Annotated in this window: 16 protein-coding genes; 14 read left to right on the forward strand and 2 right to left on the reverse strand. The window is 59.5% G+C overall.

All coding sequences use genetic code 11. From position 1 onward, the window contains the following. Positions 1-101 precede the first annotated feature (101 nt). Both HX823_RS17510 and HX823_RS17515 read right to left on the reverse strand, forming a co-directional pair. A complete protein-coding gene (locus tag HX823_RS17510) occupies positions 102-1,322 on the reverse strand; it encodes a CaiB/BaiF CoA-transferase family protein (RefSeq protein WP_177075733.1) in 1,221 nt (406 codons plus the stop codon). Positions 1,323-1,334: 12 nt separating this feature from the next. Then, positions 1,335-2,516: an acyl-CoA dehydrogenase gene (locus HX823_RS17515; protein ID WP_010207882.1), complete on the reverse strand. Its 1,182-nt coding sequence runs from the start codon at positions 2,514-2,516 to the stop codon at positions 1,335-1,337. Between the two features lie 157 nt (positions 2,517-2,673). Between HX823_RS17515 and HX823_RS17520 the strand changes: the two genes are divergently transcribed. From HX823_RS17520 to HX823_RS17585, 14 genes are all read left to right on the forward strand, one after another. After that, on the forward strand, positions 2,674-3,573 hold the full coding sequence (locus tag HX823_RS17520; protein ID WP_177075735.1) for a LysR family transcriptional regulator: 900 nt from the start codon (positions 2,674-2,676) through the stop codon (positions 3,571-3,573). Between the two features lie 452 nt (positions 3,574-4,025). Next, the gene (locus tag HX823_RS17525; protein ID WP_038851152.1) at positions 4,026-5,147 is read left to right on the forward strand and encodes a Re/Si-specific NAD(P)(+) transhydrogenase subunit alpha; all 1,122 of its coding nucleotides are present in this window, start codon (positions 4,026-4,028) and stop codon (positions 5,145-5,147) included. Between the two features lie 15 nt (positions 5,148-5,162). After that, entirely contained in the window at positions 5,163-5,483 is a 321-nt protein-coding gene (locus HX823_RS17530) for an NAD(P) transhydrogenase subunit alpha (protein ID WP_003220416.1), read from the forward strand. Further along, positions 5,483-6,919 (forward strand): NAD(P)(+) transhydrogenase (Re/Si-specific) subunit beta, encoded by a 1,437-nt coding sequence (locus HX823_RS17535; RefSeq protein WP_122759123.1) that lies wholly within the window; start codon positions 5,483-5,485, stop codon positions 6,917-6,919. Before HX823_RS17530 ends, HX823_RS17535 begins: the two co-directional genes overlap by 1 nt. A 179-nt stretch (positions 6,920-7,098) precedes the next feature. After that, positions 7,099-8,592 (forward strand): acetyl-CoA hydrolase/transferase family protein, encoded by a 1,494-nt coding sequence (locus HX823_RS17540; RefSeq protein ID WP_038851148.1) that lies wholly within the window; start codon positions 7,099-7,101, stop codon positions 8,590-8,592. A gap of 318 nt (positions 8,593-8,910) precedes the next feature. After that, complete coding sequence (locus tag HX823_RS17545; protein WP_012721550.1) at positions 8,911-9,126, forward strand: DUF1127 domain-containing protein; 216 nt, start codon at positions 8,911-8,913, stop codon at positions 9,124-9,126. A gap of 263 nt (positions 9,127-9,389) precedes the next feature. After that, a complete protein-coding gene (locus HX823_RS17550) occupies positions 9,390-9,575 on the forward strand; it encodes a DUF1127 domain-containing protein (RefSeq protein ID WP_177075737.1) in 186 nt (61 codons plus the stop codon). A 136-nt stretch (positions 9,576-9,711) separates the two neighbouring features. Then, complete coding sequence (locus HX823_RS17555; protein WP_177075739.1) at positions 9,712-10,032, forward strand: DUF2388 domain-containing protein; 321 nt, start codon at positions 9,712-9,714, stop codon at positions 10,030-10,032. Positions 10,033-10,112: 80 nt separating this feature from the next. Further along, positions 10,113-10,421 carry a DUF2388 domain-containing protein gene (locus HX823_RS17560; protein ID WP_038851158.1) on the forward strand — a complete coding sequence of 103 codons (309 nt, stop codon included), beginning with the start codon at positions 10,113-10,115 and terminating at the stop codon, positions 10,419-10,421. A gap of 38 nt (positions 10,422-10,459) precedes the next feature. Continuing rightward, positions 10,460-10,780 carry a DUF2388 domain-containing protein gene (locus HX823_RS17565; RefSeq protein WP_034110655.1) on the forward strand — a complete coding sequence of 107 codons (321 nt, stop codon included), beginning with the start codon at positions 10,460-10,462 and terminating at the stop codon, positions 10,778-10,780. After that, positions 10,777-12,738 (forward strand): DUF4105 domain-containing protein, encoded by a 1,962-nt coding sequence (locus HX823_RS17570; protein WP_177075741.1) that lies wholly within the window; start codon positions 10,777-10,779, stop codon positions 12,736-12,738. Before HX823_RS17565 ends, HX823_RS17570 begins: the two co-directional genes overlap by 4 nt. Positions 12,739-12,979: 241 nt before the next feature. After that, positions 12,980-14,287, forward strand: coding sequence for a CitMHS family transporter (locus HX823_RS17575; protein ID WP_016978810.1), 1,308 nt, complete (start codon positions 12,980-12,982; stop codon positions 14,285-14,287). Between the two features lie 65 nt (positions 14,288-14,352). Then, positions 14,353-15,120: a TerC family protein gene (locus tag HX823_RS17580; protein WP_033901535.1), complete on the forward strand. Its 768-nt coding sequence runs from the start codon at positions 14,353-14,355 to the stop codon at positions 15,118-15,120. A gap of 210 nt (positions 15,121-15,330) precedes the next feature. Beyond that, positions 15,331-16,989, forward strand: a complete 1,659-nt coding sequence (locus HX823_RS17585; RefSeq protein WP_177075743.1) for a Na/Pi cotransporter family protein — start codon at positions 15,331-15,333, stop codon at positions 16,987-16,989. Positions 16,990-17,030: the final 41 nt, after the last annotated feature.

Here is a 17,030-nt window from a genome sequence, read left to right on the forward strand (position 1 = left end):
CTGCCGTCAACCCTTGATTTTACTTTTCTATCAATTAGCGAGAATTGATTAAAAAACCACCAATTAAGAGCCGTCAGCACCTTCTATATAGAAGAAAGGATTCAGATAACACCCGCCGCCTTCAGAGCAACCACATTCGCCACACCCAATCCCAATACATCTTGAAGCACCTGAGCCGTATGCTCTCCCAGCAGCGGAGGCGCATTGCGATACTCCACCGGCGTCTTGGACAGCCTTATCGGACTGGCAACCTGAGGCACCATCCCCGCCAGCGCATGAGGCAATGCCATCTCCAACCCGCGCGCCTTGACCTGAGGGTCGGCAAACACCTGCGCAAGGTCATTGATTGGCCCACAAGGCACACCGACCCGTTCCAGCTGCGACACCCACTCAGCCGTCGTCTTGAACACCGTCGCCTGACGAATCAAAGGAATCAGCTCCGCCCGATTCGCCACCCGCACCTTATTAGTAGCGAAACGCGGATCATCCGCCCACTGCGGCTGCCCAGCCACTTCGGCAAACTTACGAAATTGCCCGTCATTACCCACCGTCAGGATGAAGTCTCCGTCAGCGGTGGGAAAATCCTGATAAGGCACGATATTCGGATGCGCATTACCCAGCCGCTTCGGCGGTGCCCCTGTCGTCAGGTAATTCATCGCCTGGTTGGCCAGGCAGGCCACCTGCACATCCAGTAACGCCATATCGATGTGCTGCCCGCCACCGTCATGATCGCGATGAGCCAGTGCCGCCAGAATCGCCACCGTCGAGTAGAGCCCCGTAAGAATGTCAGTCAGCGCCACACCTACCTTGACCGGGCCAGCACCGTCATCCCCCTCGGGCCGCCCCGTCAGGCTCATAAGTCCGCCTAACCCCTGAATCATGAAGTCATAGCCTGCCCGCGCCGCATAGGGCCCGGTCTGACCAAAGCCCGTGATCGAGCAGTAGATCAACTCGGGGTTGATCTCCTTCAGCGACTCATAGTCCAACCCATAAGCCGCAAGCCCGCCCACCTTGAAGTTTTCAATGAGGATGTCCGACTTGGCCGCCAGCTCACGCACCAGCGCCTGCCCCTCCGGCCGCGTGAAGTCGATTGTCACCGATTGCTTGTTGCGATTGGCCGACAGGTAGTAAGCCGCCTCACTAGTGTTCTCGCCGTAGGCATCCTTGAGGAAGGGCGGGCCCCAGGCGCGCGTATCGTCGCCACTGCCCGGTCGCTCGACCTTGATCACTTCAGCCCCAAGGTCCGCAAGGATCTGCCCGGACCAGGGGCCCGCCAGTACTCGCGATAGATCCAGTACACGTAGATGCGAAAGCGCGCCCATGCCGTGCTCCTATTAATAGAACGCCTGAAGACCGGTTTGCGCGCGCCCGAGGATCAGGGCATGCACATCATGAGTACCTTCATAGGTATTCACGACCTCCAGGTTGACCAGGTGACGCGCTACCCCGAACTCATCGGAAATGCCGTTGCCACCGAGCATGTCGCGCGCCATACGCGCGATATCCAGGGATTTGCCGCAGGAGTTGCGCTTCATGATCGACGTGATTTCAACCGCCGCAGTGCCTTCATCCTTCATACGCCCCAGACGCAGGCAGCCTTGCAAGGCCAGCGTGATCTCGGTCTGCATGTCGGCCAGCTTCTTCTGGATCAGTTGGGTCGCCGCCAATGGACGGCCGAACTGCTGGCGATCCAGTGTGTACTGGCGAGCGGTATGCCAGCAGAACTCGGCAGCACCCAACGCCCCCCAGGAGATGCCATAACGCGCAGAATTAAGGCAGGTAAAAGGCCCCTTCAAGCCACGCACGTCCGGGAAGATGTTCTCTTCCGGCACAAATACGTTATCCATTACGATTTCACCGGTGATGGAAGCGCGAAGCCCGACCTTGCCGTGAATCGCCGGTGCGCTCAGGCCTTTCCAGCCTTTCTCCAAGACAAACCCACGGATATCGCCAGCATCGTCCTTGCCCCACACCACAAACACATCCGCAATCGGGCTGTTGGTGATCCACATCTTCGCGCCCGTCAGGCTGTAACCACCCTCTACCTTGCGCGCTCGGGTGATCATCGCACCTGGATCAGACCCATGATTGGGCTCGGTCAGACCGAAACAGCCGATCCACTCCCCAGACGCCAACTTCGGCAAGTACTTCTGTTTCTGCGCCTCGGTGCCAAACTCATTGATCGGCACCATCACCAGTGACGACTGCACACTCATCATCGAGCGATAGCCGGAATCAACACGCTCCACTTCGCGGGCAATCAACCCATAACTGACGTAATTCAAGCCGCTGCCGCCGTACTGCTCGGGAATCATCGCACCGAGCAAACCGGTCTCGCCCATCTCGCGGAAAATCGCAGGGTCAGTCTTTTCATGGCGGAAGGCTTCGAGCACACGCGGCGCCAGCTTGTCCTGGGCGAACTGCTCAGCACTGTCACGCACCATGCGCTCTTCTTCGGTGAGCTGTTGATCCAGCAGCAGTGGATCGATCCAGTTGAAGCTTGCCTTGCCAGCCATGAATAAGTCCTCGCGGAAAGAAACGGAAGTCGTGGAACCAGCCTAGGCCCGACAGGCGAGGAGGGCAAACGAGGTTTCCGCATAGGGTTGTGCTAATTTCTCACTTCGAAACCGACGAAAAGCGCGCATATGCGCTTTACATGTGAGGACACGGTATATGCGCAGGAAAATCCCCAGTACCACCGCCCTTGTCAGTTTTGAAGCCGCGGCCCGCCACGAGAGCTTTACCAAGGCCGCGCACGAACTTTCGATCACGCAAGGTGCCATCTGTCGACAGATCGCTAGCCTTGAAGAGTTTTTGAGTGTCGAGCTGTTTCGCCGCTCACGGCGCGGGGTAAAACTGACGGAAGCAGGGCTGTCTTACAGCCGCCGCGTTGCCACGCAATTGGATGCCGTGGAGCGCGACACGCTTTCCGTCATGGGTCAGCAGGGCGCTAACACCATCGAGTTGGCCGTGGTCCCCACGTTCGGAACTCAATGGCTGATCCCACGCCTCAAGGATTTTCAACACCAGCACCCGGAAGTCACAGTCAACCTGACAAACCGCACACGACCCTTCCTGTTTGCCGACACCGAATTCGACGCCGCCATCTACTTCGGCGATGCCGACTGGTCCGGTACGGAATCGCACCGTTTGATGGGAGAAAACCCCGTCCCCGTGTGCAGCCCTCGACTACTGGGTAGCAGCACGCAATTCAGCCCTCAGGAAATCGCAGAACTGCCTCTCCTTCAGCAAACTACGAGACCCTACGCGTGGCGCCAGTGGTTCAACGCGCAGCAGTTGAGCGTACCCCGCGACATGACAGGCCCCCGTTACGAGCTATTCTCGATGTTGTCCCAGGCCGCCATGCATGACATGGGGATCGCGCTGATCCCGCCGTTCCTTATCCAACGCGAATTGGAGGAGGGCCAACTGATGATTGCGAGTCCCGAGGCGTTGAGCAGCTCGAAGGCTTATTACTTGATGATTCCTGACAGAAAGGTCGAATCAGCCTCGATGCACGCATTCAGGGATTGGCTTATCGAACAATCACAGCGCTACAGCCCTAGTATTTAAAGGTCGAAACCGCATTGCTGACTCTGTAGTCAGCATATTTTTAATCCTACAGATATACGTATATGTCGCATTTAAACAGACTGTATCTGTCAGACAAAAATAGGGCTCAAAGCCACGACTCATATGGCCTGTAGCGACTAATACAAGCCAATGACCGACTATTCACATCAAAGATGTCAAAACGCTACAAAAACGCCTACAGGCCTTTAAGACCCTGTATTTGAAGAGGTTAATTCAAAGCGTTGCGACAATCAGTCACAGGGTGACTTGTAGTTAATTTTTCGTCACCCGTCATAATCCCTTGATGGCCGTAAAGTTCGCCTGCAAAATGCCGCGCCCCGCTGTCATTTCAGCGGGATCGTGCTGATCGGCCGCCCCAGTTGCGCCACTCGCGGTGCACTGGCCTTTTTACAAAAAGATCAAAAGCAAAAAGATCATGCAGGAGATTTGACGTGCACATTGGTGTTCCTCTCGAAACCCAGACCGGTGAAACGCGGGTGGCTGCCACCCCGGAAACCATCAAGAAGCTGATCGGCCAGGGCCATAAGGTCACTGTACAAAGCGGCGCCGGCATTAAAGCCAGCATCACTGACAGTGCCTATGAAACGGCAGGCGCAACCATTGGCAGTGCCAACGATGCGTTTGGCGCCGAGCTGATCCTCAAGGTGGTTGCCCCCAGCGACAGCGAACTCGCGCTGATCAAAAGCGGCACCGTCTTGGTGGGCATGCTCAACCCGTTCAGCAACGAAACCATCGCCAAGCTGGCTGAGCGGGGCATCACTGCTTTTGCCCTTGAAGCCGCGCCGCGCACCTCGCGCGCGCAAAGCCTCGACGTGCTTTCGTCCCAGGCCAACATCGCCGGTTACAAGGCCGTGCTGCTCGCCGCTCATCACTACCCGCGCTTTATGCCGATGTTGATGACCGCTGCTGGCACCGTTAAGGCCGCTCGAGTGCTGATCCTCGGCGCTGGTGTTGCCGGCTTGCAGGCCATCGCTACGGCGAAACGTCTGGGTGCAGTGATCGAAGCGTCTGACGTGCGCCCGGCCGTAAAAGAGCAGATCGAATCCCTCGGCGCCAAGTTCGTCGACGTGCCCTACGAGACCGACGAAGAACGCGAATGCGCCGTCGGCGTTGGCGGCTACGCCCGTCCGATGCCAACCAGCTGGATGCAGCGCCAGGCCCTGGCCGTGCACGAACGCGCCAAGCAGGCCGACATCGTCATCACCACCGCTCTGATTCCAGGCCGCAAAGCGCCGACCCTGCTCAGCGCTGAAACCGTCGCACAGATGAAGCCCGGCTCCGTGGTGATTGACCTTGCCGCTGCCCAAGGTGGTAACTGCCCGCTGACCGTCGCTGACCAGGTCGTGGTGGAAAACGGCGTGATCATCTGCGGCCCGACCAACCTCGCCGGCGCTGTCGCCGCCGATGCGTCAGCCTTGTACGCGCGCAACCTGCTGGACTTCCTGAAGCTGGTCTTCACCCAGGAAGGGCAGTTTGAAATCAACCTCGAAGACGACATCGTCGCCGCGTGCCTGATGTGCCGCGACGGCCAAGTCATCCGCAAAAACGCCTAAGCAGGGATTCAGACGATGGAAGAGCTTATCTCCCCCGGTATCTACAACCTGATCATCTTTGTGCTGGCGATTTATGTCGGTTACCACGTGGTCTGGAACGTGACCCCCGCGCTGCACACGCCATTGATGGCGGTGACCAACGCGATTTCCGCGATTGTGATCGTCGGCGCCATGCTGGCCGCCGCCCTCACCGTGACCCCGCTGGGCAAGACCATGGGCACCCTGGCCGTGGCGCTTGCGGCGGTGAACGTGTTCGGCGGCTTCCTGGTGACCCGCAGGATGCTTGAGATGTTCAAGAAGAAAGCCCCGAAAGCAAAAGAAGAGGCGCCTAAGTAATGAGCATGAATCTGGTAACGACGCTCTACTTGATCGCGTCGATCTGCTTCATCCAGGCCCTCAAAGGGCTGTCACATCCGACGACCTCGCGACGCGGCAACCTGTTCGGCATGCTCGGCATGGCGCTGGCGGTACTCACGACTGTGGGCCTCATCTATAAGCTCGGCGCTGAGCTGGCAACTGCGGGTATCGGCTACGTAATCGTCGGCTTGCTGGTCGGCGGCACCGCCGGTTCGATCATGGCCAAGCGCGTAGAAATGACCAAGATGCCGGAACTGGTGGCGTTCATGCACAGCATGATCGGTCTCGCAGCCGTGTTCATCGCCATCGCCGCCGTGGTCGAGCCGCAATCCCTGGGCATCGTCAAACACCTGGGCGACGCGATCCCTGCCGGTAACCGTCTGGAACTGTTCCTCGGCGCGGCCATCGGTGCCATCACCTTCTCCGGTTCGGTGATCGCATTTGGCAAGCTGTCGGGCAAGTACAAGTTCCGCCTGTTTCAGGGTGCACCGGTACAGTTCGGCGGTCAGCATAAATTGAACCTGGTGCTCGGCCTGCTGACGCTTGGCCTGGGCCTGGCCTTCATGTTCACCGGCAACCTCACCGCCTTCGCGCTGATGCTGGCGCTGGCCTTCGTGCTGGGCGTGCTGATCATCATCCCGATTGGCGGCGCCGACATGCCTGTGGTCGTCTCAATGCTCAACAGCTACTCCGGCTGGGCGGCGGCGGGCATCGGTTTCTCGCTGAACAACTCGATGCTGATCATCGCCGGCTCCCTGGTGGGCTCCAGCGGCGCGATCCTGTCGTACATCATGTGCAAGGCGATGAACCGCTCCTTTTTTAATGTACTGCTCGGCGGTTTCGGCAATGCGCCGGATGCGGGTGCCGCAGCCGGCTCCAAAGAAGCGCGCCCGGTGAAGTCCGGTTCGGCTGACGATGCGACCTTCCTGCTGACCAACGCCGATACCGTGATCATCGTTCCGGGCTACGGCCTGGCCGTGGCACGCGCACAACATGCGCTCAAGGAACTGACCGAGAAGCTGACTCACCACGGCGTCACCGTGAAATACGCGATCCATCCGGTGGCGGGCCGTATGCCTGGCCACATGAACGTGCTGCTCGCCGAGGCCGAAGTGCCATACGACCAGGTGTTCGAGATGGAAGACATCAACTCCGAATTCGGCCAGGCCGACGTGGTGCTGGTGCTGGGCGCGAACGACGTGGTCAACCCGGCCGCCAAGAACGATCCGAACTCACCGATCGCCGGCATGCCGATTCTCGAAGCCTTCAAGGCCAAGACCATCATCGTCAACAAGCGCTCGATGGCCAGCGGCTACGCCGGCCTGGATAACGAACTGTTCTATCTGGACAAGACCATGATGGTCTTTGGTGATGCCAAGAAGGTCATCGAAGACATGGTCAAAGCCGTCGAGTAACACTGCTTCAGCGCAATACTCGAAACCCCGGCCTCCAGTAGGCTGGGGTTTTTTATTACCGCATGAAACCCGACCAAAGGCTCTAAATCGCTGCCTGGCATTCGACCATGGTAGCGGGCCGAATTTTTTCGAAATCACTAAACTGCGCACCTTGCTTCCGTAGCCTGAGATAACAATCCATGTACCGTGATCGTATCCGCTTGCCTTCGTTGTTGAACAAGGTCATGAGCGCGGCAGACGCCGCCGCACTGATCGAGGACGGCATGACCGTCGGCATGAGCGGCTTCACCCGTGCCGGTGAAGCCAAGGCCGTCCCCCACGCCCTGGCTGAACGCGCCAAGACGTCGCCGCTGAAAATCACCCTGATGACCGGTGCCAGCCTGGGCAATGACCTGGACAAGCAACTGACCGAAGCGGGTGTACTGTCCCGGCGCATGCCGTTCCAGGTCGACAGCACCTTGCGCAAGGCGATCAACGCCGGCGAAGTGATGTTTATCGACCAGCACCTGTCGGAAACCGTCGAGCAACTGCGCAACAACCAACTCAAGCTGCCGGATATTGCGGTGATTGAGGCGGTCGCAATCACTGAGCAAGGCCACATTGTGCCTACAACGTCTGTAGGCAACTCGGCCAGCTTTGCGATTTTCGCCAAGCAGGTGATCGTCGAGATCAACCTGGCACACAACCCGAACCTGGAAGGGTTGCACGACATCTATATCCCGACGTACCGGCCAACTCGTACGCCGATCCCACTGGTGAAGGTCGATGACCGGATCGGCAGCACTGCGATTCCGATTCCACCGGAAAAGATCGTTGCCATCGTTATCACCCACCAGGCCGACTCCGCTTCAACCGTAACGCCACCCGACAGCGATACCCAAGGCATCGCCAATCACCTGATCAACTTCCTCAAGCAGGAAGTCGACGCCGGCCGCATGACCAACAAACTTGGCCCGTTGCAGGCTGGCATCGGCAATATCGCCAACGCGGTGATGTGTGGCCTGATCGAATCGCCGTTCGAAGACCTGACCATGTATTCGGAAGTGTTGCAGGATTCGACCTTCGACCTGATCGACGCGGGCAAGCTGAGTTTCGCGTCGGGGAGCTCGATCACCTTGTCAGAACGGCGCAATGCCGACGTGTTCGGCAACCTGGAGAAGTACAAGGACAAACTGGTACTGCGCCCGCAAGAGATCTCCAACCATCCGGAAGTGGTGCGTCGCCTGGGCATCATCGGTATCAACACCGCGCTGGAGTTCGACATCTACGGCAACGTCAACTCCACCCATGTCTGTGGCACACGGATGATGAACGGTATTGGCGGCTCCGGGGATTTTGCACGCAATGCGCACCTGGCGATCTTTGTTACCAAATCCATTGCCAAGGGCGGGGCGATTTCCAGCGTGGTGCCAATGGTCAGCCATGTGGACCACACCGAGCATGACGTCGACATCCTGGTCACCGAGGTTGGGCTTGCCGACCTGCGTGGCCTGGCGCCACGGGAACGGGCGCGGGTGATCATCGACAACTGTGTGCACCCCGCCTACCGCGACGCCCTGAACAGTTACTTCAATGCTGCCTGCGCCATCGGCGGGCACACGCCGCACATCCTGCGTGATGCACTGAGCTGGCACATCAACCTGGAAGAAACCGGGCATATGCTCAAGGCGTAATTGATACAGATACGGGCTGATGCAAACACAGTTTCATCAGCTCGACATCTCCACCGGCACTTATTGGAAAAACTGTACTGCTGTACCGGTCTTTTCTTACCGAAATATCCCACACATCACTTCAAAAATGCCTATTTCGCACTACTTTAGTGCGGACAGGTACAGTTGCCCCATTTCCGTACAGTACAGCCCCTATAAACAGTTAACTGGCCCCTCACAATACAGGTGAACTGTATCTAGAGAGTCTTGCGCCGGAAGAGGATCATTGGCATCAGTTAAACCACTACCTAATCCCGCCACAAGCGGAAGGATGTCATCATGGAACGTACACTCAGTTCCGAACTGTTCTTCGAAGAAAAAGCTGTAAACACCCAGGCCTCCCTGCCTCTGCGCGTTATCGCCAACCTGATGTTGTGGCAGCGCCGCATCTCCAGCCGCCACCAACTGGCTCGCCTGGATTCGCGTCTGCTGGCTGACGCAGGCATCAGCGAAGCTCAACGCTACGAAGAGCTGAGCAAGCCGTTCTGGCGCTAACTTAGCGCTCGCTGGCCCTGACCTACCGGGTCCACCGCCAGCACCCTGATTTGTCAAAGCAAAGCCCGCCACGGGAAACCGGAGGCGGGCTTTGTTGTTTTCGGGGTTTGGGTTTTCAACCGTAAAACAGTGGCATGATTCGAAGACAGGCACAGTTTATAAAACACAACAGTTAAGCAGTACAATTTAACATCGGTGTATCTGTATCGGTCACATCGCCTCGTTCAACATGGTGCTCCAAGACCTCATGAAAGGTGCTCCCCATGGATACGCCGTCCCCCCGCTATAAACGGTTGTTACGCCAAGCGCCCTCGACCGTGGCCAAATGGCTGCGCCAGGCCTATGAACGGCGCCAGCTGTCGCAGCTTGATAGCCGTGAACTGTCCGACCTGGGCATCAGCCCTGGCGACCGAATGAACGAGCTGTCCAAACCGTTCTGGCGTGACTAGGCAGTCAAGATGCTTCCCGAACGGATAAACGGCGGCTTAATATCCAGTCACCACGTGGCGAACCGCGCAGTACAGGCGTCTGATCCCCAATAGCTGCCCTGCGCCACCTTATCCGTTCATCTACAGGAGTCATCCCATGTCCCGTCTTAGCCTGCTGAGTGCCGCCGCCCTGTTGGCCCTGGCTGCCAACGCCAACGCGACCAGCTTCATCGTGACCACCGACTCCATCGTCGGCGCGCTGAAAGCCACCTCCGACGCCAGCTCCGATGCCACCTCGTCCCTGCGCGACAACAAAGTCGTACGCGCTGCCCTTGACGACGCCGCCAGCTTTGTTGCCAGCGAAGGCGCCATCCGTGGCGTGAAACTGGAAAGCGCCCTGGCCCAGATCCGCCAACAAGCGCCGCAGCTGAACACCGCAACTGACGCACAGCTGGCCCAGGCCATCCTGGCGATCTGAATGCAGGGCTGATGCCTGGGCGCTGGCTCTCGCCCGGGCATTACGCTAGCCTTGGCGCTCGTTTTCAGTTGTCGAGTCCCATGGCTTTTTCATACCGCCTGTTAATAGTTCCTGTATTGCTTTGCGCCGCCTGGTCGCCCTTGGCTTCGGCCTTCGACCTGACCACGCAGAGCACCGTTGCCAGTGCGTACGCCACCAGCAAGGTGACTTCCGCACCCTTCGACAGAAAAGTGATAATGGCCGCCCAGGATGACGCTGCCGCGTTTATCGCCACTGACGGCCAATGGCGGGGGGCACGGTTGGAGTCAGCGCTGGATTATCTGCGCCGCAGCCAACCAAAACTTAACGCCAGCGACCTTGAACTGGCGCAAGCAATTCTCGTCCAATAATCATCTCTGTATTCCATCTTTGTATTTGGAGTTATTCCATGCGTAGCCCGCTGATTGCCGCCACCCTTGGCCTGCTGTTGTTGGCCGACGTTGCCCAGGCACAGACCCTGGTGGCCACCAGTAACATCATTGTTCGCGCCTCTGGCCGCACCATTGATTTCACCTCGGACACCACCACCTCCATCCGCGACTCCAAAGTCGTGCGCGAAGCCCACGATGACGCTGCCAGCTTCGTCGCTACCAACGGCGAAATCCGTGGCGCACGCCTGGAAGCCGCCTTCGACACCCTGCGCACCCGTCTGCCGGAAGCCCGCGACGCCAGTGACCAGACCCTCGCCGAAGCTATCCTCGCACTGTGAGGCGAATGGCCGCCTGGCTCCTGGCCGGGGTTGTGCTGCTGTGTGCCAGCGCAGCCCAGGCCGACCTGCAGCTGCGGCTCAAGACCGAGGGCTTGAGCCCGGCTGAACAGCAGGCCAGCCAGGCGTTGCTCAATGAAGCGATGCGCGCTTTGCCGCCGCGCTTCATCGAGCAGCTGGACCGGCGCATCGATGTCGGCTGGACCGACAAGATGCCCGAGAACGCCTACGGGCAAGCCTCCCTGGTGTCCGAGCTGGATCTCAATCGCAACCTGCTCACCAGCCTGACCGACGGCAGCGCCGCCACCCAGAAAACCAATCGCCCCCACGGCACCGTACGCCGCGAAATGCTCGCCACCGTACTGCATGAACTGACGCACATTTATGACCGTGCACGCCTGTGGTCCAAAGCAGACCGCGCACTGATCAACCGCTGCAGCCGCCAGAACAACATCACCGGCTTGATCGGCCTGCCGGATCAATGCCGCGGCCAGAATGACCGACGCTTTACCCTCAGCGATGACCCCCGCCTGCTGGACCTTGCCGGCTGGCCGCAATACGTCGGCCGTCGTGGCGAGCGCGAACAAAACAACCATCAGGTCGCGCGCAGCCCGGACATCTACGAAACCACCAGCCCGCTGGAGTTCGTGGCGGTCAATATGGAGTACTTCCTGCTTGACCCAAGCTACGCCTGCCGCCGCCCCTCGCTGTTCCGTTACTACAAAGAACACTTTGGCTGGGCGCCGCCGAATCAAGACGCCTGCGCCAACACCTATGCATTCCTGAACGCCGGCAACGATTTCGCCAAGACGCCGCTGGGCCATGTCGACCCAGAGCGCGTCTACGAAATCGACTACCTGCTGGCCGAAGCCAACCAGAACCTGGTGAGCCGCTGGGGCCACAGCATGTTGCGCCTGGTGATCTGCGCGCCAGGCCGGCCGCGTGGGCCGGATTGTCGGCTGGACCTGGACCAGCACCTGGTGTTGTCCTACCGCGCATTTGTCGGTGACGTACAGCTGTCGAGCTGGGACGGACTGGTCGGCAAATACCCGTCGCGCCTGTTTGTGCTGCCGCTGGCGCAAGTGATCGACGAGTACACCAAGACCGAGTTGCGCGGCCTGGCCTCCGTGCCGCTGAAACTGACCCGCCAGGAAATCAACGACACCGTCGAGCATGCCGCCGAAATGCACTGGAGCTACGACGGCAACTACTTCTTCATTTCCAACAACTGTGCAGTGGAGAGCCTGAAACTGTTACGCAGCGGCAGCGCCAACCCGCAACTGACTGGCCTGGACAACATCACGCCCAACGGTTTGCTCGAAGTACTGAGCGCCCGCGGCCTGGCCGACACCAGCGTACTGGACGACAAACGCCGGGCGTTACGCCTGGGCTATCACTTCGACTCCTTCCGCGAGCGCTACCAGGCGATGTTCGATGTACTGCGCAAGCATCTGCCGATCAAACAGACCCAGGTCGAAGACTGGCTGTCACTCAGCGCAGAGGAACGTCGCCAGTGGTTCGGCCAGGCCGACCTGCGCACCAGTGCTGCGCTGTTGCTGCTTGAGCAGGCGAGCTTTCGCAAGCAGTTGATGCTGGCCCAGGACGAAGTCAAACAACGCTACCTCGGCGCCCGCGAGCTGAAAAACGGCGGCATGGAGAAAGCCAACGCCACGCTGCAACAGATCCTCGCCAACAGCGGCTTCCTCAGCCGACCGGCAGAACTCCTGGGCAGCGGCGGCTATGGCCTGCCGCAACCTTCGGAAGCCAAGCGCCTGGAATCGGAAAGCGCCGAGCGCCAGAAGCAACTGCAATCACTGACTGGCGAGCTGGATAAAGAGGTGAGGGCGCTGCTGGACCCCTCGCGCTCCGCCGAGATTGCCGCGTGCGAAGCCAACCTCAAGCAGGTGGGCGAGCATTTGCGGGCATTGCACAAGGCGGCGGGCGGCCTGGAACTGCCCTGAAACGCCGAACAACCCTTCATCACCCTTTCAGCCGGCGAAAGCTGGCTGAAAGCTTACCCGTCTAGGATCGCCCCCACTGCCGGCAACAGACCGGCTGTTAACAACAACAATGGTGATTCCCGATGTCCGCTCGTACCCGCCTGTTCGCCCCCACTCCACCCGTACGCCTCGTGCCTTTCGTTCTGCGCTGACCCCCACCCGGTTCGCCATTCCCTAGCCGCGCTACGCCTGGAGTATTCCTATGCTGACTTTCCTTGGCTTTGCCATGGTCATCACGTTCATGTTCCTGATCATGACCAAGCGCCTGTCCGCGCTGATCGCCTTGATCATCGTGCCGATCCTGTTCGCGCTGTTCGGCGGTTTCGCGCCGGAGATCGGCCCGATGATGCTTGCGGGCATCACCAAACTCGCGCCGACCGGCGTGATGCTGATGTTCGCCATTCTCTACTTTGCCCTGATGATCGACTCCGGCCTGTTCGACCCGGCCGTGCGCAAGATCCTCAAGATGGTCAAGGGCGACCCGCTGAAAGTTTCGGTCGGCACCGCCGTGCTGGCCCTGGTCGTGTCCCTCGACGGTGACGGCGCCACCACCTACATGATCTGCGTGGCCGCCATGCTGCCGCTGTACCAGCGCATCGGCATGAGCCCGCGGATCATGGCCGGCCTGATCATCCTCGCCGGCGGCGTGATGAACATGACCCCCTGGGGTGGCCCGACCGCCCGTGCCGCCAGCGCGCTGCATGTGGACCCATCGGACATTTTCGTACCGATGATCCCAGCCATGGCCGCCGGCGTCGTCGCCATCCTGGTGATCGCCTACATGTACGGCCTGCGCGAGCGTGCACGCCTGGGCGAATTGCACCTGCAAGGCGACGAGATCGACCACAGCGAAATCAGCGTGTCGCAATTTCCGGACGCCCGACGTCCGAAGCTGATCTGGTTCAACGGTGCCCTGACCTTTGCCCTGATGTGCACACTGATTGCGGGCCTGTTGCCACTTCCGGTGCTGTTCATGGTGGCGTTCAGTATCGCGATGATCGTCAACTACCCATGCCTGCAGATGCAAAAAGACCGCGTCGCCGCCCACTCCGGCAGCGTACTGGCGGTGGTGGGGCTGATTTTCGCGGCCGGTATCTTCACTGGCATCCTGTCGGGCACCGGCATGGTCGATGCCATGTCCAAGAGCCTGCTGGCCGTCATTCCTGAGGCGCTGGGCCCGTACCTGGCCGTGATCACCGCGCTGGTGAGCATGCCGTTTACATTCTTCATGTCCAACGATGCGTTCTACTATGGCGTACTGCCCGTACTCGCCGAAGCCGCCAGCCACTACGGCATCACGGCTGCAGAAATGGGCCGTGCGTCGATCGTCGGCCAACCTGTGCACCTGTTGAGCCCGCTGGTACCCTCGACCTACCTGCTGGTCGCTTTGGCCGGTATCGAGTTTGGCGATCACCAGCGCTTTACCCTCAAGTGGGCAGTACTGGTGTGCCTGTGCATAATGGTCGCCGCGTTGCTGATGGGGATTATTCCGCTGTTCAGCACTCTATAATCGTACCAACTCAACCGCGCGGCGCTGCAGCTTGCGCGGTTTAACACTTGCTCAAAGGAATACACATGGAATGGCTGACCAATCCGGAAATCTGGATTGCCTTCTTCACCCTGACGGCCCTCGAGATCGTCCTGGGCATCGATAACATCATCATGATTTCGATCCTGGTCAGCCGCATGCCCAAGCATATGCAGGCGCGCACCCGGATCTTCGGCCTGGCGCTGGCCATGGTCACGCGCATCCTACTGCTGCTGTCGATCACCTGGGTGATGCAACTGACCGCCGATCTGTTTGTGGTCTTCGGCCAAGGCATTTCCGGTCGCGACCTGATCCTGTTCTTCGGTGGCCTGTTCCTGCTGTGGAAAAGCTCCCAGGAGATGTACCACGCGCTGGAAGGTGAAGACGAAACCCACGAAGAGCCAGGCGGCAAGGGTGGCAAGTTCATCTACACCATCGTGCAGATCGCCATCATCGACATCGTGTTCTCCCTGGACTCGGTCATCACCGCTGTCGGCATGGTGTCCCATGTCCCGGTCATGGTCGCGGCGATTGTCGTGGCGGTATTGGTGATGATGCTGGCAGCCGGCACCATCAGCGAATTCATCGACAAGCACCCGTCGCTGAAAATGCTGGCGCTGTCGTTCCTGCTGGTGGTGGGTACCGTGCTGATCGCCGAATCCTTCGATGTGCACGTGCCAAAAGGCTACGTCTACTTCGCCATGGCGTTCTCGCTGGCGGTGGAAGCGGTGAACATCAAGATGCGCACCGCCATCGCGAAAAAGAAAAAACAGCAGGACCCTGTGAAACTGCGCAAAGACATTCCGGGTCAATAAACCCGAGCCAGACAAAAGGGGCTTTTATAAGCCCCTTTTTTGCATCCGCAAAAAGCTGATTTCATGACAGTTTTGTTTCAATCCTCACTTTAGCTATGCGATGCTGGCGCAGAGCCCATTCGCCAACTACAGCTTAAGTACAAGACGTAGAGCGGCACGCGGCAACTTTCCTTCGCTCATTTTCGAGCGCACCCACACGGGGGGCCGAGCATGCTGACCTTGCTCAATCTGCTTTCCGCCGTGACCCTGCTTATCTGGGGCACGCACATCGTCCGTACCGGCATCCTGCGGGTCTACGGTTCCAACTTGCGCCAAGTCATCGGGCAGAACATGTCCAAGCGCTGGCTGGCGTTTATCGCCGGTATCCTGGTGACGGCCATGGTGCAGAGCAGCAACGCCACGGCGATGCTGGTGACCTCCTTTGTCGGCCAGGGCCTGATGGGGCTGATGCCCGCCCTGGCGACCATGCTCGGCGCCGATGTCGGTACGGCATTGATGGCGCGGGTGCTGACGTTCGATTTGTCCTGGCTGTCGCCGCTGCTGATTTTTCTCGGGGTGATTTTCTTCCTGTCGCGCAAACAGACGCGGGCAGGGCAATTGGGGCGCGTGGGGATCGGCCTCGGGTTGATCATCCTGGCGCTGCAACTGATCGTCGAAGCCGCCGGGCCGATCACCCATGCCCAGGGCGTGAAAGTGCTGTTCGCGTCGTTGACCGGCGACATCTTGCTCGACGCCCTGGTCGGCGCCTTGTTCGCGATGATTTCCTACTCCAGCCTGGCGGCCGTCCTGCTGACCGCCACCCTGGCCGGCGCCGGTGTGATCGGCTTGCACGTGGCCATCGGCCTGGTGATCGGCGCCAACATCGGCAGCGGCGTGTTGGCCTTCCTCAGTACCAGCATGCAGAACGCCGCCGGACGCCAGGTCGCGCTGGGCAGCCTGTTGTACAAATTGATCGGCCTGTTGCTGATCATTCCTGTGCTGGACCCGCTGGTGCTGTGGATGGATGGCTTGGACTACAGCGCCCAAGGCATGGTCATCACCTTCCACCTGCTCTATAACGTCAGCCGTTGCCTGATCCTGTTGCCCACCATCGGCCCGATGGCAAAACTATGCGCCTGGCTGCTGCCCGAGCGTGAAGAGGTCAACGGCAAGGCCAAGCCGCGCCATCTGGACCTGACGGCGCTCACCACACCGAGTCTGGCCCTGGCCAACGCCGCGCGGGAAACCCTGCGCCTGGGCGACCTGATCGACAACATGCTGACCGCCATGCAGGAAGTGCTGCGCGGCAAACAGACCGCCATCACCCAGGAAATGCGCAGCCTCAGCGATGATGTCGAATCGCTGTACAGCGCGATCAAGCTCTACCTGGCGCAAATGCCCCGCGAAGACCTCAGTGAGCAGGACAGCCGCCGCTGGGCCGAAATCATCGAGCTGTCGATCAACCTGAAACTGGCCGGCGACCTGATCGAACGCATGCTGCGCAAAGTCCAGCAGCAGAAAACCTCCCAGCGCCGTCAGTTCTCCGAAGTCGGCCTGGAAGAACTCACTGGCCTGCACAGCCAGTTGATCGCCAACTTGCGCCTGGGCCTGTCGGTGTTCCTCAGCGCCGACCCGGAAAGCGCCCGCCAACTGCTGCGCGAGAAACGCCGCTTCCGCGCCCAGGAACGCCGCCTGGCCCACGCCCACGTGAGTCGCCTGCAGCGAAAAATCGTACAGAGTCTGGAGACCAGCTCCCTACACCTGGAGCTGATTGCGGACATGAAACGCCTCAACTCGTTGTTTTGCAGCAGTGCTTATGTAGTGTTGGAAACGTCCGACACCGGCGCGCTCTCCGCCGAAGATATTGCCGACATCACACATTCGCCCTGAACGTACTATGGCCCGTGAAGTCAGTTAAAACTGACCTCACT

The sequence above is a fragment of the Pseudomonas sp. P7759 genome (genome assembly GCF_013386445.1).
GTDB lineage: Bacteria > Pseudomonadota > Gammaproteobacteria > Pseudomonadales > Pseudomonadaceae > Aquipseudomonas > Aquipseudomonas azotoformans_A.

Bases quoted from the DNA above. Each gene is read 5' to 3' on its own strand.
- HX823_RS17510 (WP_177075733.1), bottom strand. From the start codon at position 1,322: ATGGGCGCGCTTTCGCATCTACGTGTACTGGATCTATCGCGAGTACTG.
- HX823_RS17515 (WP_010207882.1), bottom strand. From the start codon at position 2,516: ATGGCTGGCAAGGCAAGCTTCAACTGGATCGATCCACTGCTGCTGGAT.
- HX823_RS17520 (WP_177075735.1), top strand. From the start codon at position 2,674: ATGCGCAGGAAAATCCCCAGTACCACCGCCCTTGTCAGTTTTGAAGCC.
- HX823_RS17530 (WP_003220416.1), top strand. From the start codon at position 5,163: ATGGAAGAGCTTATCTCCCCCGGTATCTACAACCTGATCATCTTTGTG.
- HX823_RS17535 (WP_122759123.1), top strand. From the start codon at position 5,483: ATGAGCATGAATCTGGTAACGACGCTCTACTTGATCGCGTCGATCTGC.
- HX823_RS17540 (WP_038851148.1), top strand. From the start codon at position 7,099: ATGTACCGTGATCGTATCCGCTTGCCTTCGTTGTTGAACAAGGTCATG.
- HX823_RS17545 (WP_012721550.1), top strand. From the start codon at position 8,911: ATGGAACGTACACTCAGTTCCGAACTGTTCTTCGAAGAAAAAGCTGTA.
- HX823_RS17550 (WP_177075737.1), top strand. From the start codon at position 9,390: ATGGATACGCCGTCCCCCCGCTATAAACGGTTGTTACGCCAAGCGCCC.
- HX823_RS17555 (WP_177075739.1), top strand. From the start codon at position 9,712: ATGTCCCGTCTTAGCCTGCTGAGTGCCGCCGCCCTGTTGGCCCTGGCT.
- HX823_RS17560 (WP_038851158.1), top strand. From the start codon at position 10,113: ATGGCTTTTTCATACCGCCTGTTAATAGTTCCTGTATTGCTTTGCGCC.
- HX823_RS17565 (WP_034110655.1), top strand. From the start codon at position 10,460: ATGCGTAGCCCGCTGATTGCCGCCACCCTTGGCCTGCTGTTGTTGGCC.
- HX823_RS17575 (WP_016978810.1), top strand. From the start codon at position 12,980: ATGCTGACTTTCCTTGGCTTTGCCATGGTCATCACGTTCATGTTCCTG.
- HX823_RS17580 (WP_033901535.1), top strand. From the start codon at position 14,353: ATGGAATGGCTGACCAATCCGGAAATCTGGATTGCCTTCTTCACCCTG.
- HX823_RS17585 (WP_177075743.1), top strand. From the start codon at position 15,331: ATGCTGACCTTGCTCAATCTGCTTTCCGCCGTGACCCTGCTTATCTGG.